Here is a 12,907-nt window from a genome sequence, read left to right on the forward strand (position 1 = left end):
GACTCCTACTCGATCCTGGATTCCAGGAGAGCGGCCATTTCGTCCTCGTAGGCCTTGCCGATGCTTTCGAGGAACTCGAGGGCGGCCGCGGCCTCCTGTTCGTCTATTTTGGACAGTGCGAAGCCGACGTGGATGAGGACCCACTCGCCCGGCACCGGCGGGTCGTCTTCGAGCAGGCCGATGTTGATCGTCCGCTTGACGCCGCTGACCGAGACTTTCGCGAGGTCCGGGCGCTCCTCGCTGATTTCGATGACCTCGCCCGGGATGCCGAGGCACACGGCACTACATCCGGCTCATCTCGAGGTACCGCCGGATGTCGGGTTCCAGCTGCTTCGCGAGCCAGGTCACCCCGCCGAGCAGCACGGCCAGGAACAGCAGGCGCTTCATCTCAGACCTCCGTCTTCTCACGCAGCGGCAGCCGTGGGCTGGTGCCCCAGGCCAGTTCGGTGACGGCGCGCACCGCGGCCGGAACGGCGGCTTCGACCCGTGGTGACAGTCCGATCCCTTCGTCGAGACACGCGGGTTCGCACCCTACGATCAACACCCGCCCGGCGTCACCGCCAAGCAGGCGAAGCAAGCGGAACACGGCGTCCGGCTGCATCCCGTGCGCGTCGATCGCCGCCGAAGCGGCCAGGTCCCCGGTGTCGGCCTCGATGAGCGAGAGCGTGCCGGGTGGCCGGCCGTGCGGGGTCGCGTCGAGCAGGATCGTCGTGTCGTAACCGCCCATCAGGTCGTAGGCGAGGTGCATGCCGGCGATGCCGTAGTCGGCGATCTGCACCCAGGGCGGCAGGTCGGCTTGCTCCAGTTCCTTGATGACCTCCACGCCGAAGCCGTCGTCGCTCAGGAAGATGTTCCCGATGCCGGCGACCAGGACTCGTGGCCTCATTCCGCCACCTCCAAGGGCTCGATCTCGTCGGGGGAGAAGTACCGGTACCGCCCGTGCGCGTGCTGCAGGTCCGCGGCCGGGTCGTCGTCGAGGGTCACCGCCAGGTACGAGACACCGTCCACATCGGACAACACGACCCGCACGGTGGCCGTCTTGCCGACGAGGAACATGTCCTGGGCGTCGGTCCCGCGCAGGTTCGGCCGCAGCCGGACGCGCGACCCTTCCGCGACGCGGATCCCGGCGACGACCACCGAGGGCCGGACCGGCCGGACGGACCGGACCGCGCCGTGCAGCCGCTCCAGCAGTTCGGGCGGCATCGCGTCGACGCGGTCGACGATGGCCGCCGCGCGCGGGTCGGTGGCCCGGGCCTCGCGCTTCTCGTCGTCGGTCAGCGTCATCGTGCGCAGCGTCAGGATCTCGTCGATCTCGGTGCCGTCGAAGAGGTCGCCGGGACTTTCCGGCGCGATCGCCGGGTCGTCGTAGAGGATGATCGGCGACGCGAGCACCACCGTGCTGCGCGAGGTGTCGCCGATCAGCACCGGCCAGAGCCGTTCCTGGCGGCACGCCTCGACCGCCGGTTTCGCCCACTCCGGCGGGTCGAGCATGGACAGGAAGTGCCCGGTGTCGACGCTGAGCACCAGGTGGGCCGCGAGCAGCGCGTGCCGCAGGGCGTGCTCGCGGACGCCGTCGGAGGGCCACGACGTCGTGTTGTGCACCTCCACGCGCAGCCGGGCGCCGCCGAACGGCCCGTCGAGCGGGTCGACCCGGGCGGTGAGGACGCCGGACAGCCCGGCCTGCCGGAACGGCTTCTCGGCCGGGAGTTCCGAGAGCGGCAGTTCGAAGTCGATCTCGTGCTCGACGCCTTCGTCCCACGCGGTGCCGGGCCGCGTCCGCGCCCCCAGGAAGCGCAGCTTGACGCGCAGGATCGTGCGTTCGAGGGGCTCGAGGACGCACTCGACGCGGGCGGAGGAGTGCTCGCCGATTTCGGCGGAGGCGTACGACGGCGGCACCAGCACGCCCCACTGCCAGCGCACCTGGTTCTTCGGCGCCGACGCGCGGTACGGGTAGAGCAGGTAGCCCTCGTAGAGCACGGCGTCGCCGACCGCGCGGGCCTGGTCGAGGACGTTCACGGCTCACCCGCCAGCAGCCGCTCGACCGCCGCTTCCCACGTCGGGATCGCGTGCTGCGCCTTGTACTTGAGCAGCGCGTCCACCGACTCCCGCGGCAGCTTGATCCACGCGACGTCCGGGAAGTAGCGGGCCATCAGCTCGTCCCAGACCGCCACCGGCATCCGGCACTCGGCCTGCGTGTGCCACGGCACCTGCTCGACCCAGAACCCCGGGCCGCCCTTGCCGAACACGGTCCCGCTGAACAGCAGCACCATCGGCACGACGCCCTCGGCGAGGGCGTGGAAGTACTTGCCCGCCGCGACTTCGAGGTCGTAGGTGCACGGCACCTCGGCGTCGACCTCGGTGGCGCCGGTGAACCCGGGCACGGTCACCGCCACCGTCGTGAACTGGAACGGCTTGAGCGTCTCGCCCCACCGGGCGCGCTCGCCGAAGAGGTGGGTGAGCAGTTCCGACTCGTCGTCGCTGTAGCGGCGGCGCTGCGGCTCGATGCGGATCTGGACGCGCAGCACCATCGCGTGCACGGGCTGCCCGGTCAGCTCGGAGATCCGCAGCCGGAACGCCAGTGTCGGGGACGCGGCGTACTTCAGCGGCCGGACGTCGATGCAGTCGAAGCTCAGCTCAGCCATCGGCCACGACCTCGCTGCGCTCGCGCAGGCGCGTGAAGAACCCGTCGATGGCCTCGCGGGCCTCGGTGCCGCCGTCGAAGCCGCGCCAGGTGGTCCGGACGAGCCCGACCAGCTCGTAGCAGACGTCGATCGGCACCAGGAAGCACTCGAAGCCGAGGTCGAGCTGGTTCAGCAGGAGCGCTTCGACGTCGTCGGCGGCGCCGGCGGCGGCGAGCAGGTCGTCGCCGGTGCCCAGCGGGAGCAGGGACTCCGTGGCGCCCGCCGGGCTCGGGTAGAACGCGACGGCGCGGTCCTGCACGGAGTTGCGGAACAGGAACGCCGTCTTCACCGGGATCCCCGCGGACTCCCACAGCGCCGGGCCCGGGCCGAAGCGGGGCATGTGCCGGAACCGCTGCGGCACCGCCCGGTGCCGCTTCCCGCCCGCCCCTTGGTGGGTGAAGAGCAGGTAGCAGCCCCGGCAGGTGCACAGGATCGTCCGCGATTCGAGGTCGATGACGTGCCCGTGTTCCGGGCCGATGGGTTCCGCGCACATCTCGCACTTCTCGCCCGGCGCGGCGCGCGGTGCGGGAGTGCGGAACCTGCGCAGGCCGCCGGTCACGGGACCTCCACGGGACACGGGACCAGCGGGAGCAGCGGACGGCCGCCCGGGCCGGCGTCTTCGGCCACGCCCTCGACGACGACGTCGGAGATCTCCGGCGCCACCTCCCGGACCGCCCGCTCGATGGCGTGCTTCGCGGTGACCGCCGAGGACGGGCAGCCGTCGCAGCTGCCCCGCAGCCGCAGCCGCAGGACGCCGTCGTCGATGCCGACGAACTCGACGTCGCCGGCGTGCGAACCCAGGTACGGCCGGACCTTGTCGAGCGCCTCGGCGACGCGCTCGTGCGTCGACCGCGGGTGCAGGTCGTGCAGCACGAGCAGGCCGCGGACGTGGTCGTCCTCGGCGAGGCGGTCGAGCAGCGGCCGGTCGACGGCCTCGACGATCCGGGCCAGGCCGGCGCCGTAGAACTCGAGCAGCGTGTGGACGAGCTCCTCGGCGAGCTCGGCGTCCGCGCCGGAGAACTCGCCCAGCAGCTGCTCGATGCGCTCGCCGACCCGGTCGACCTCCGTCATCCCAGCTCCCCGCCGAACGCGTGCGGGGTGTGCAGCCGTTCCAGCACCTTGCCCTTGCCGGTGTACATGTGGACGCCGCAGGGCAGGCACGGGTCGAAGCTGCGGACCGCGCGCATGATGTCGATGCCCTTGAAGTTCTCCTGGCTGTTCTCCTCGAAGATCGGCGTGTTCTGCACGGCGTCCTCGTACGGCCCCGGCGTGCCGAAGCTGTCGCGGACGCTGCCGTTCCACGGCGTCGGCGGGTACGGGTGGTAGTTCGCGATCTTGCCGCCCTTGATCACCATGTGGTGCGACAGCACACCGCGCACCGCTTCGGTGAAGCCGCAGCTCACACCCTCGTCCGGCACCTTGAACGGCTCCCACGTCTTGGTGTTGCCCTTGCGGACCTCGCCGAGGGCCTGGTCGGCGAAGTGCAGCGCGAGCGCCGCCGAGTACGCCTGGAAGTACGTCCGCGCGCGGTTGCGCTCCAGCGCGTTGCTCCACCGCGGGATCTTCCACTCGAACTCGACCTCGGGCTTGGTCGCCGTGCGCGGCAGCGTGATCTTGACGCTGTGGCCGGTCGACTTCAGGTACGGCGTGTCGACGAGCCCGGCCAGCGCGGTCACCCACAGGCGGGCGATCGGGCCGCCGCCGGTGTCGAGGGCGAGGTGGTCCTTGCCGTCGAACCAGCGCGGCGACATCGTCCACGAGTACTTGTCGTCGAAGTCGCGCTTGGCCGGGCGCGGGATGGTGTGCTGGTTCCACGGGTGGCGCTGGTCGACCGGGTTGCCCAGCGGGTCGTGGGTGACGAACATCGGCTGGTCGGCCCAGTCCTCGTAGAACGAGCTGCCGAGCAGGATCCGGATGCCGAGGTTGATGTCGAGCAGGCTGGTCGTGACGAGCTCGCCGTCGACGACCACGCCGGGCGTCACGAACATCTTGCGGCCCCAGGCCTCCATGTTCTCGTAGGTGAAGTCGCAGTGCTCGGGGTCGTTGAGGCTGCCCCAGCAGCCGAGCAGGATCCGCCGCCGCCCGACCTCCTCGTAGCCGGGGATGGCTTCGTAGAAGAAGTCGAAGAGGTCGTCGTGCATCGGCAGGCAGCGCTTCATGAACTCGACGTAGCGCATCAGCCGGGTCAGGTAGTCGGTGAACAGCTGCACGGTCGCGACCGTGCCGACGCCGCCGGGGTACAAAGTGGACGGATGGACGTGCCTGCCTTCCATCAGGCAGAACATCTCGCGCGTGCTGCGCGACACCTGCAGGGCTTCGCGGTAGAACTCGCCTTCCAGCGGGTTCAGCGAGCGCATGATGTCGCCGATGGTGCGGTAGCCGTGGTCGGCTGCGTGCGGCGCCTCGGTGCGGTTCGCCTGCTCCAGGACGCCGGGGTTGGTCTCGGCGACCATCTTCTCGCAGTAGTCGACCCCGACCAGGTTCTCCTGGAAGATGTTGTGGTCGAACATGTACTCGGCGGCCTCGCCCAGGTTGATGATCCACTCGCCGAGGTGCGGCGGTCGGACGCCGTAGGCCATGTTCTGGTTGTAGACCGAGCACGTCGCGTGGTTGTCGCCGCAGATCCCGCAGATCCGGCTGGTGATGAAGTGCGCGTCGCGCGGGTCCTTGCCCTTCATGAAGATGCTGTAGCCGCGGAAGACCGACGACGTGCTGTGGCACTCGACGACCTTCTTCTGCGCCCAGTCGATCTTCGTGTAGATCCCGAGGCTGCCGACGATCCGGGTGATCGGGTCCCACGCCATCTCGACGAGGTCGGTCTTCTCCTTCATCTCGGTCATGACCGCGCCCCCGCCTGGTAGCCGGTGTCGAGTTTTCCGCCCTTGTGCCGCCACTTCGGTTCGGTGTCGGCCTTGCGCTCGGTGATCTTCCGCAGCCGGCGGATCACCGAGCCGTACGCGCTGCTGGCGAACGACGACATGTGCGCCCCCGGTGGTTCGTCCATGAACGGCATGAACTTGTCCGGGAAGCCCGGCATCGTGCAGCCGATGCAGATCCCGCCGACGTTCGGGCAGCCGCCGACGCCGTTGATCCAGCCGCGCTTGGGCACGTTGCACTTCACGACCGGCCCCCAGCAGCCCAGCTTCACCAGGCACTTCGGGGAGCCGTACTCGGTCGCGAACTCGCCCTGCTCGTAGTAGCCGCCGCGGTCGCAGCCCTCGTGCACGGTCGCGCCGAAGAGCCACTGCGGCCGCAGGTGGTCGTCGAGCGGGATCATCGGCGCCTGCCCGGCAGCCTGGTAGAGCAGGTAGGTGATGGTCTCGGACAGGTTGTCCGGGTGGGTCGGGCAGCCGGGCACGCAGACGATCGGGATGCCGGCGCCGGACTTCCAGTCCCAGCCCAGGTAGTCGGGCACGCCCATGGCGCCGGTCGGGTTGCCCTCCATCGCGTGGATGCCGCCGTAGGTGGCGCACGTCCCGACGGCCATGACGGCGAGGGCCTTCGGCGCCAGCCGGTCCAGCCACTCGCTGGTCGTCATCGGCTGCCCGGTCTCGGGGTTGTTGCCGAACCCGCACCAGTAGCCCTCGTCCTTGATCGCCTCGTTCGGGATCGAGCCCTCGACGACCAGCACGAACGGCTCCAGTTCGCCGCGGTCGGCCTTGTGGAACCATTCGATGAACGTGTCGGCCCCCTTGTCGGGGCCGCATTCGAAGTCGATCAGCGGCCAGTGGACCGCGATCTTGGGCAGGCCGGGCAAAGCGCCGAGGACGATTTCCTCGATGCTCGGTTGCGTGGCGGCGGTCAGTGCGACGGAGTCGCCGTCGCAGGACAGGCCGGCGTTGATCCAGAGGATGTGGATGGGCTGCTCTTCGGTCTCTTCAGCGTGCGTCACGGCTGATCACCCTTGGCGAGGTCGTCGAGCGCGCCGAGGGTCAGCTCCCACAGCGCGTGGTAGAGGGTCGTCTGGGCTTCCTGGATGCGGTGCACGGACGGGGACGGGACGACGAAGAGGTGGTCGATGCTGTCCAGCTCGGCCATCTTGCCCCCGTCGTAGCCGGCGATGCCGACGGTCACCATGCCGCGCCGGGCGGCTTCGTCGAAGGCGCGCAGCAGGTTCGCGGAGTTCCCGCTGGTGGACAGGCCCACGGCGATGTCGCCGGGACGTCCGAACGCGCCGATCTGCCGGGCGAACACGACGTCGAACCCGATGTCGTTGGACAGGGCGGTCACCACCGCGATGTCGTTCGTCAACCCGAAGGCGGGCAACGGTTTCGCGTCGCCCGCCGGGCTGAGGAACAGGCTGGCGAGGTCCTGGGCGTCGGTCGAGCTGCCGCCGTTGCCGAAGGCGAGCAGCCTGCCGCCGCCGCGGAACGCGCGCGCCATGTCCTGCGCGCACGCGAACAGCCGGTCGCGGTCGGCCGCGAGGACGTCGCCGCGCAGGGCGACGATCTCGCGCACCTTGTCCACAGTGGACTGCTCGACCTGGCGGAGGACGGCGTCGAGGTCGCTTTCACCCGAGTACAGGAACGGGTACAGCGCTTCGAGACCGTCGGTGACGGGGCGTTCCCGCGTCATACCGGCTTCTCCCGCGGCTAGGGCTTCGCCAACCGTGCGATGGCTTCTCCGGCGTGCACCAGGATCCGGTCGCCGACGCCGGCCTCGACCAGCGCGACACTGACCTCTTCCCGGGTGGACCCGGTGTCCACGACAGCGAGCTCGTCTTCGAGGAGCTCGACCACGGTCACCTCGACCGCGGTGTCGGAGCAGGTGATGCACACCCCGTCGTGGCAGACGGGGCCGGCCGCTCTGTCGGCGCCATCGGCGTTCACGACGCCACCTCCGGGGTCAGCACGCCGGGTTGCTCGAAGAAGACGTGCACCAGTTCCCACAGCACGTGGTACGTGGTCACGTGGACCTCCTTGACGACCCGCGGGTCGGTCGACCGGGCGATCAGGACGTGGTCGAGGCCGGGCGTCCGCGCGATCGCGCCGCCGTCGCCACCGGTCAGCGCGACGGTGAGCATGCCGAGGTCGCGGGCGGTCTCGAGGGCGCGGCGGACGTTCGCGCACCCGCCGTCGGTGGAGATGCCGAGCGCGATGTCGGCCGGGTCGCCGATGATCCGCAGCTGGTGGGCGAAGACGTCGTCGAGGCCGGCGCGGCTGGCGACGCCGGTGACCGTCGCGACGTCGGCGGTCAGCGAGAGTGCCGGCAGCGCGCGCTTGCCGACGATCACCGGGTGGACGAACTCGACCGCCACGTGCTGGGCGTCGGTGCTGGGGCCGCCGTTGCCGAACACGACGAGCTTGCCGCCGCGGTGGAACCGCCGGGCCATGCCGTGGCACGCCTCGGCCACCGTCCTGGCGTCATCGGCCAGGGCGAGCACCGGCCCCCTGCGGCGCTCGAACAGCGCGTCGACGGAGCCCGGGTGATTCGGTGACCACGGCACGCGGCACTTCCTCTGCTCAGTGGTGTGAGCCGAATTCAGGCTAGAGCTGTGAGTTGGATCACACAATAGATCGAACGGTCAGAAATGGTGCTCTCGGTCGTCTTGGACGTGCTCCGCACGGGCGAGCCACTGCTCCGCCTCATGGGCGGCTCCCCGCGACCGCAGCATCCGCGCCAGGCTGAGCATGCCCTGGACGTCGCCGGTGTCGGCGGCGCGGCGGAACCACTGCTCGGCCTCGCCGAGGTCGTCGCGGTGCTCGGCGAGGTGCCCGAGGTTGGTGAGCGCCGGGACGCTGCCGTGCTCGGCGGCCTTGCGGTACCAGGCCGCGGCCTCGCCCTCGTCGCCGCGGTTGCGGGCCAGCACGCCCAGGTTGGTCATCGCGGCCGGGTCGCCGCGCTCGGCGGCGTCGAGGTACCAGTTCTCGGCTTCTTCGAGGTCCCCGCGGCGGTGCAGCAGCAGCCCGAGCCGGACGATCGCCTCGACGTGCCCGCCGGTCGCGCCCTGGCGGTACCACGACTCGGCGTCGCCGGGCCTGCCGAGCCGTTCGGCCTGCCTGCCCAGCTGGCAGGTGGCGGCGAGGTCGCCGGCCAGCACGGCCGAGCGCCACCAGCGGGAGGCTTCGGCGGCCTGACCGCGGTCGCGCAGCACGACGCCGAGGTCGATCATCGCGGTCGTGAACCCGGCGTCGGCGGCCTGGCGCAGCCACGTCTCGGCCTCTTCGGTCCGGCCCTGCTCGCGCAGCATGTGCCCGAGCGCGGCGATGGAGGGCAGGTCGCCGGTGCGCGCGGCTTCGCCGTACCAGTGCTGGGCGTCCTCGCGCTTGCCACGCCGCTCGTAGGAGCGGGCGAGGTTCAGCATCCCGTGCGGCTCGCCGGCCAGCGCGGCCTCGTGGTACCAGCGCTCGGCCTCTTCCTGCGCGCCGCGATCGGCGAGCAGGTGCGCCAGCGACGTCATCGAGACGCGGTCGCCGCCCATCGCGGCCTTGCGGAACCACGACTCGGCCTCGACCAGGTTCCCCTGCTCGCGCATGGCGGAGCCCATCCTGGCCATGGCGATGACGTTGCCGCCTTCCGCGGCTTTGCGCTGGAAGAACTCGTCGAACTTCTTGAGCCGACCGGGCATCGGCTGCTCCCTCCGGATGGGTCCTGCTCCGGTAGTCGCAGATGATCGGCTCGGTGTGACACCCCAGCCGTGGGTGGGCGAGGTCACATTCGCGCCAGCTCGTCGTGTCGGCGCGGTTTTCCCAGGCCGGCAGGGGTGAGACTACGCCGCGCTCAGGTGAATTCGAGAGGAGAAAATCGTGGCGGCCCGCGGCTTTCGGCTCAGCGTGACCCAACGATCTCTGCTGGTAGTCGCGATCCTGGCGGTCGCGTTCTTCGGGTACTGGGCGACGAGCAGAAGCTCCGGTGCGACCCCGCCGCCGTCGACGTCCTCGGCACCGGTTCCGGCCACCGCCGCCGACGCGCAGAAGCAGCTCGCGGAGCTGAAGATCGCCGACCGCACGGGCATGGACGGCTACTCGCGGGAGAAGTTCCCGCACTGGGACAGCCAGGGGTCGGGCTGCGACACCCGCGAAGTCGTCCTCAAGCGGGCCGGCAAGGACGTCGAGACCGACAAGGACTGCAAGGCGGTCTCCGGGACGTGGACCAGTGTCTACGACGACGAGACGTGGACCAAGGCGACCGACCTCGACATCGACCACATGGTCCCGCTCGGGCAGGCCTGGGCCAGCGGCGCGAAGACGTGGACGACCGAGAAGCGCGAGCAGTTCGCCAACGACCTGACCCGGCCGCAGCTGTTCGCCGTCACCGACAACCTCAACCAGCAGAAGAGCGACAAGGCGCCGGACCAGTGGAAACCGCCGCTCGTGGCGTTCTGGTGCACCTACGCGACCGACTGGATCGTGGTGAAGCACTACTACGGCCTGACGATCACCGAGGGCGAGAAGACCGCCTTGACGGACATGCTGCGCCGCTGCTGAGCTGGCCGGCATGACGACGTTCGCGCTGATCCACGGCGGCGGTGGCAGCGGGTGGGACTTCCACCTGCTCGGCCCGGAACTCCAGGCGCGCGGCCACGGCTTCGTCGCGCCGGACCTGCCGATCACCGACCCGTCGGCGGGGCTGTCGTCGTTCGTGGACGTCGTCTTGGCGGAGCTGGGTGACGCTTCGGATGTCGCCGTCGTCGGGCATTCCTACGGCGGGTTCACGGCGCCGCTGGTCGCGTCGAAGCTGCGGGCGCGGCTGCTGGTTTACCTGGCCGGGATGATCCCGGCGCCGGGGGAGCCGCCGGGGCAGTGGTGGTCCAACACGGGCTTTTCCGCCCCCGAGGGCCTGAGCGAGACCGAGCAGTTCTTCAACGGCGTCTCGCCGGAACTGGCCGCGGAGTGCCAGGCGCGCGGACGCGAGCAGGTGAGCGGGGAGTGGGACGAGCCGTGGCCGTTGCCGGCCCACCCGGACGTTCCGACGCGGGTCCTGCTGTGCCGTGACGACCGGTTCTTCACGCCGGACTTCCAGCGCCGGGTGGCCCGGGACCGCCTCGGCCTGACGCCGGACGAGGTCGACGGCCCGCACTGCGCTCCGCTGAGTCACCCCGCGCAGATCGCCGACCGCTTGGTGAGTTACCTCGGCTGAGCCGATCGGGGTACCGGAGAACTTAAAGGTCTAGACCTATTGACTGTGTGGTCCAGGCCACTTAACGTCAGTCTCGCGGCGAACCCGCACCTCCCACCGCGTCACCTCCACCCCGGTCCCCACCATGGAGGTCTCCTCGTCATGCGTCTCGCCAGGGTCCTCGCGCTGGCGGCCTTCGCCGCCGGCAGCCTGCTCGTCGCCCCCGCCGCGTCCGCGGCCACGCTGCCCGCCTGCCAGCACTTCTACCCCGGCCCGATCCCGGACCGCCCGGTCACCGGCGGCCACGGTCCCGGCACGCTCGTCGGCGCCGTCGACGTCACCGACCGCCTGCCCGCGCCCGGCTCGGTCAGCGGCGGTCTCGGCGCGGACGGCAAGGTCACCTTCACCTTCGCCCGCGTCACCGGCGCGAAGGCCTACCGCGCGTTCCGCAACGGCCAGGCCCTGCAGTGGATCAGCGACTGGGGCCAGCCGACGCTCACCGTCACCGACGCGAGCCCGTGCGAAAACGCGAACTACCAGCTCTACGCGATGACGGCCGAGGACAACTCGCCCGGCTCGCTCGGCCAGATCTCCACGGCGTACCGCCTCGACGGCGCCAGCCGGCTCGCGGCCTACCGCATCCCGGCGGGCACCACGCTGAACTACCGCGTCACGTCCTACAACGACGTCGCGCAGACGGCGCTGGGCTACAACGCCGGGCCGGGTTTCTGCGCGGTCGACGCCCGGATCATCCCGTGGGGCACCCGGTTCTCCGTGCCCGGCTACGGCGAGTGCTACGCGGCGGACATCGGCAGTTGGATAAAGGACGACATCGTCGACGTCTGGCTGCCCGGCGCACAGGCCGACGCCTGGGGCATCCAGCGGCTCACCCTGACCGTGCGCTGACCCCCCGACGGCCGCGAGGCCGTGCCGGCCTCCTTGCCGACGTCCCCAAACGCCCCGGCAAGGAGGCCTTCACGGGGAGTCCAGCCACTCCAGGTACCACTCGCGGAAGCCCGTTCCGACCGGGGAGACGCCGCCGTCGGACCCCCGGTCGTCGAACCACAGCCGTCCCCGCTCCGGCCCCGTCACCACGAGCCGGAAGTACGCGCCGCAGCCGAAGTGGCACAGCTTCAGCGAACCGGTGATCCAGCGCTGGTCCTCGTACAGCTCGTCCGGGATTTCGTTGTCGACGGGGTGGTGCTCGGCGCGGTTCCAGGCGCTCGTGTGAGGGAACGGCGTCGACAGGAAGCCGGGCCGCCACTCGTCCTCGTAGCGGTCCTCCGGTGCGCTGAGCTTGAAGAGGCCGTAGTACGGCCCGGCTCCGTACTCACCGGCGGTCAGCAGGAAGTCCCGGTAGTCCGCCGGCAGCGTCACGCCGTGCCGGGTCTCGAACTCCTCGAGATCCGCCTCCGGTACCGGAGGCCCGAGCCGGTACTCGTGCTCGCCGGCGCCGAACCGCTCGAGGCCCGGATCGGCGGCGGCCAGTTCGGCCAGCCGCTCCCGGACGCCGTCCCAGCTCACCAGCGGTCGAGGTGCAGGACCTCTTCCAAGGGCTGCCGCGCGGCCGGCTTGAACGTCTCGCCCGTGTAGAACGCCGTCGGGATCAGGGCCGCCTGGTGGACGTTCTTCGGCAGGCCCAGCACCTCCGCCGCCTCCTGCTCGTACGCCAGGTGCAGCGTCGTCCACGCCGTTCCCAGCGTCACCGAGCGGGCCGCCAGCATGTAGCTCCACACCGCCGGCAGCAGCGACGCCCACAGCCCCGCCTGGTTGCCCGACGGCAGCTCCGCCGACGGCGTCTCCAGGCACGGCACCACCAGCACCGGCACGTCACCCATCCGGTCGGCCAGGTACTCGACGCTGCTGCCGACCCGCTGCTGCACCGGGGCGCGCACGGGGTCGTCCGCGAACAGCTTCCCGGCCGCCCGCGAAGAGGCCAGGTACTCGTGGCACGCCCGGCTGTAGATGCTCCCGAGCGCCGCCCGCTGGCCGGCGTCGGTGACCACCAGCCACTGCCAGCGCTGGGTGTTCGAGCCGCTCGGCGCCTGCAGGGCCACCTGCACGCAGTGTTTCACCAGGTCGAGCGGCACGGGCCGGTCGAGGTCGAGCCGCTTGCGGACGGTCCTGGTGGTCGTCAGGAGCTCTTCGGGCGTCATCATCGGCCCATC

The 12,907-nt window shown here is 70.6% G+C and carries 18 protein-coding genes; 3 read left to right on the forward strand and 15 right to left on the reverse strand.

The features are described 5' to 3' along the window. Positions 1-5: 5 nt before the first annotated feature. The 13 genes from ACWEVP_RS08820 to ACWEVP_RS08880 form a co-directional block, all read right to left on the reverse strand. Positions 6-278 carry a HypC/HybG/HupF family hydrogenase formation chaperone gene (locus tag ACWEVP_RS08820; RefSeq protein ID WP_452062025.1) on the reverse strand — a complete coding sequence of 91 codons (273 nt, stop codon included), beginning with the start codon at positions 276-278 and terminating at the stop codon, positions 6-8. Between the two features lie 4 nt (positions 279-282). Further along, positions 283-387 (reverse strand): DUF6893 family small protein, encoded by a 105-nt coding sequence (locus ACWEVP_RS08825; RefSeq protein ID WP_452062026.1) that lies wholly within the window; start codon positions 385-387, stop codon positions 283-285. Between the two features lies 1 nt (position 388). Then, positions 389-886, reverse strand: coding sequence for a hydrogenase maturation protease (locus tag ACWEVP_RS08830; RefSeq protein WP_452062027.1), 498 nt, complete (start codon positions 884-886; stop codon positions 389-391). Beyond that, positions 883-2,016 (reverse strand): hypothetical protein, encoded by a 1,134-nt coding sequence (locus tag ACWEVP_RS08835; RefSeq protein WP_452062028.1) that lies wholly within the window; start codon positions 2,014-2,016, stop codon positions 883-885. Before ACWEVP_RS08835 ends, ACWEVP_RS08830 begins: the two co-directional genes overlap by 4 nt. Further along, positions 2,013-2,642, reverse strand: a complete 630-nt coding sequence (locus ACWEVP_RS08840) for a DUF6084 family protein (protein ID WP_452062029.1) — start codon at positions 2,640-2,642, stop codon at positions 2,013-2,015. Before ACWEVP_RS08840 ends, ACWEVP_RS08835 begins: the two co-directional genes overlap by 4 nt. Further along, positions 2,635-3,240, reverse strand: a complete 606-nt coding sequence (locus tag ACWEVP_RS08845) for a DUF5947 family protein (RefSeq protein WP_452062030.1) — start codon at positions 3,238-3,240, stop codon at positions 2,635-2,637. The genes ACWEVP_RS08840 and ACWEVP_RS08845 overlap by 8 nt, the downstream gene beginning before the upstream one ends. Continuing rightward, positions 3,237-3,752: a NifU family protein gene (locus tag ACWEVP_RS08850; protein WP_452062031.1), complete on the reverse strand. Its 516-nt coding sequence runs from the start codon at positions 3,750-3,752 to the stop codon at positions 3,237-3,239. Before ACWEVP_RS08850 ends, ACWEVP_RS08845 begins: the two co-directional genes overlap by 4 nt. Continuing rightward, on the reverse strand, positions 3,749-5,521 hold the full coding sequence (locus ACWEVP_RS08855) for a nickel-dependent hydrogenase large subunit (protein ID WP_452062032.1): 1,773 nt from the start codon (positions 5,519-5,521) through the stop codon (positions 3,749-3,751). Before ACWEVP_RS08855 ends, ACWEVP_RS08850 begins: the two co-directional genes overlap by 4 nt. Next, entirely contained in the window at positions 5,518-6,573 is a 1,056-nt protein-coding gene (locus tag ACWEVP_RS08860) for an NADH-quinone oxidoreductase subunit B family protein (RefSeq protein ID WP_452062033.1), read from the reverse strand. Before ACWEVP_RS08860 ends, ACWEVP_RS08855 begins: the two co-directional genes overlap by 4 nt. Continuing rightward, positions 6,570-7,256 carry a D-sedoheptulose-7-phosphate isomerase gene (locus ACWEVP_RS08865; RefSeq protein WP_452062034.1) on the reverse strand — a complete coding sequence of 229 codons (687 nt, stop codon included), beginning with the start codon at positions 7,254-7,256 and terminating at the stop codon, positions 6,570-6,572. Before ACWEVP_RS08865 ends, ACWEVP_RS08860 begins: the two co-directional genes overlap by 4 nt. Before the next feature lie 17 nt (positions 7,257-7,273). Beyond that, complete coding sequence (locus tag ACWEVP_RS08870) at positions 7,274-7,459, reverse strand: HypC/HybG/HupF family hydrogenase formation chaperone (protein ID WP_452062468.1); 186 nt, start codon at positions 7,457-7,459, stop codon at positions 7,274-7,276. Between the two features lie 47 nt (positions 7,460-7,506). Beyond that, positions 7,507-8,127, reverse strand: a complete 621-nt coding sequence (locus ACWEVP_RS08875; protein ID WP_452062035.1) for a D-sedoheptulose-7-phosphate isomerase — start codon at positions 8,125-8,127, stop codon at positions 7,507-7,509. Positions 8,128-8,205: 78 nt separating this feature from the next. Then, complete coding sequence (locus tag ACWEVP_RS08880) at positions 8,206-9,249, reverse strand: SEL1-like repeat protein (RefSeq protein WP_452062036.1); 1,044 nt, start codon at positions 9,247-9,249, stop codon at positions 8,206-8,208. 178 nt (positions 9,250-9,427) lie between these two features. On the opposite strand from ACWEVP_RS08880, the gene ACWEVP_RS08885 reads away from it, so the two are divergent. The 3 genes from ACWEVP_RS08885 to ACWEVP_RS08895 all read left to right on the forward strand — a co-directional run bounded on the left by ACWEVP_RS08885 (position 9,428) and on the right by ACWEVP_RS08895 (position 11,645). Next, positions 9,428-10,108: an HNH endonuclease family protein gene (locus tag ACWEVP_RS08885; protein WP_452062037.1), complete on the forward strand. Its 681-nt coding sequence runs from the start codon at positions 9,428-9,430 to the stop codon at positions 10,106-10,108. 10 nt (positions 10,109-10,118) lie between these two features. Next, positions 10,119-10,760 carry an alpha/beta fold hydrolase gene (locus tag ACWEVP_RS08890; RefSeq protein WP_452062038.1) on the forward strand — a complete coding sequence of 214 codons (642 nt, stop codon included), beginning with the start codon at positions 10,119-10,121 and terminating at the stop codon, positions 10,758-10,760. Positions 10,761-10,901: 141 nt separating this feature from the next. Further along, a complete protein-coding gene (locus tag ACWEVP_RS08895; RefSeq protein ID WP_452062039.1) occupies positions 10,902-11,645 on the forward strand; it encodes a 3D domain-containing protein in 744 nt (247 codons plus the stop codon). A 69-nt stretch (positions 11,646-11,714) separates the two neighbouring features. On the opposite strand, the gene ACWEVP_RS08900 is transcribed toward ACWEVP_RS08895, so the two are convergent. After that, positions 11,715-12,263, reverse strand: a complete 549-nt coding sequence (locus ACWEVP_RS08900; RefSeq protein WP_452062040.1) for an SMI1/KNR4 family protein — start codon at positions 12,261-12,263, stop codon at positions 11,715-11,717. Next, a complete protein-coding gene (locus ACWEVP_RS08905) occupies positions 12,260-12,898 on the reverse strand; it encodes a nitroreductase family protein (RefSeq protein WP_452062041.1) in 639 nt (212 codons plus the stop codon). The genes ACWEVP_RS08900 and ACWEVP_RS08905 overlap by 4 nt, the downstream gene beginning before the upstream one ends. Positions 12,899-12,907: the final 9 nt, after the last annotated feature.

It is taken from the genome of Amycolatopsis sp. NPDC003865, from assembly GCF_053605345.1.

Coding starts and splice junctions, on each gene's coding strand:
- ACWEVP_RS08825 (WP_452062026.1), bottom strand. CDS start 387: ATGAAGCGCCTGCTGTTCCTGGCCGTGCTGCTCGGCGGGGTGACCTGG.
- ACWEVP_RS08830 (WP_452062027.1), bottom strand. CDS start 886: ATGAGGCCACGAGTCCTGGTCGCCGGCATCGGGAACATCTTCCTGAGC.
- ACWEVP_RS08840 (WP_452062029.1), bottom strand. CDS start 2,642: ATGGCTGAGCTGAGCTTCGACTGCATCGACGTCCGGCCGCTGAAGTAC.
- ACWEVP_RS08850 (WP_452062031.1), bottom strand. CDS start 3,752: ATGACGGAGGTCGACCGGGTCGGCGAGCGCATCGAGCAGCTGCTGGGC.
- ACWEVP_RS08855 (WP_452062032.1), bottom strand. CDS start 5,521: ATGACCGAGATGAAGGAGAAGACCGACCTCGTCGAGATGGCGTGGGAC.
- ACWEVP_RS08865 (WP_452062034.1), bottom strand. CDS start 7,256: ATGACGCGGGAACGCCCCGTCACCGACGGTCTCGAAGCGCTGTACCCG.
- ACWEVP_RS08880 (WP_452062036.1), bottom strand. CDS start 9,249: ATGCCCGGTCGGCTCAAGAAGTTCGACGAGTTCTTCCAGCGCAAAGCC.
- ACWEVP_RS08890 (WP_452062038.1), top strand. CDS start 10,119: ATGACGACGTTCGCGCTGATCCACGGCGGCGGTGGCAGCGGGTGGGAC.
- ACWEVP_RS08895 (WP_452062039.1), top strand. CDS start 10,902: ATGCGTCTCGCCAGGGTCCTCGCGCTGGCGGCCTTCGCCGCCGGCAGC.
- ACWEVP_RS08905 (WP_452062041.1), bottom strand. CDS start 12,898: ATGATGACGCCCGAAGAGCTCCTGACGACCACCAGGACCGTCCGCAAG.